Origin of the sequence: Limosilactobacillus reuteri (assembly GCF_002254085.1) — a bacterium.
GTDB lineage: Bacteria > Bacillota > Bacilli > Lactobacillales > Lactobacillaceae > Limosilactobacillus > Limosilactobacillus reuteri_K.
On sequence record NZ_NGPY01000058.1, the window covers coordinates 1 to 686 of the forward strand.

At 38.6% G+C, this 686-nt stretch carries 1 protein-coding gene; it reads right to left on the bottom strand.

The window, feature by feature from the left end:
- Nucleotides 1-147 precede the first annotated feature (147 nt).
- On the bottom strand, nucleotides 148-606 hold the full coding sequence (gene tnpA / locus CBG10_RS09015) for an IS200/IS605 family transposase (RefSeq protein ID WP_094512406.1): 459 nt from the start codon (nucleotides 604-606) through the stop codon (nucleotides 148-150).
- Nucleotides 607-686: the final 80 nt, after the last annotated feature.

Here is a 686-nt window from a genome sequence, read left to right on the forward strand (position 1 = left end):
AATCATAACCACCCGTCAAACGGGTGGTTTGCACATCGGCTATAAGCCGATAATAAAAGCCGGCGTCTCAAGGCGCTGGCTTTCGCTTTGCTCAAGCCAAAATGCTCTGACTACTTTGCCACCGCTTTAAGCGGTGTTTGTACTACCTCACTTACCCTTAAAAGGGTCTGAATATTCCACACTTGTTAGCTTATCCATTGCTATATCATGTTTCTCTTGATCTCGGATATACTTCTTTATCGTGGATTCATTCAATCCAACTGTACTTACATAGTAGCCTTCAGCCCAAAAATGTCGGTTCCCATATTTGTATTTTAAGTTTGCATGTCGATCAAACATCATTAATGCACTTTTCCCTTTTAAGTATCCCATAAACTGCGATACACTTAGCTTCGGCGGAATACTTACTAACAAGTGCACATGATCTGGCACCATATGACCTTCAATTATTTCTACTCCCTTATATTTGCACAACAAACGAATATAATCTCTCGGGTCTCTTCGGTATTGATTGAAGATCGCTTTACGTCTATACTTTGGTATGAATACGATGTGATACTTACATAACCACTTCGTATGGGCTAAGCTATTTAATTTATTAGCCATATTTATATAACCTCTTTTCCCTTATTGACTTTGGCTTGAACACCTACATCTTAAGGCAAAAGAGGCCTTTTTTATATAAT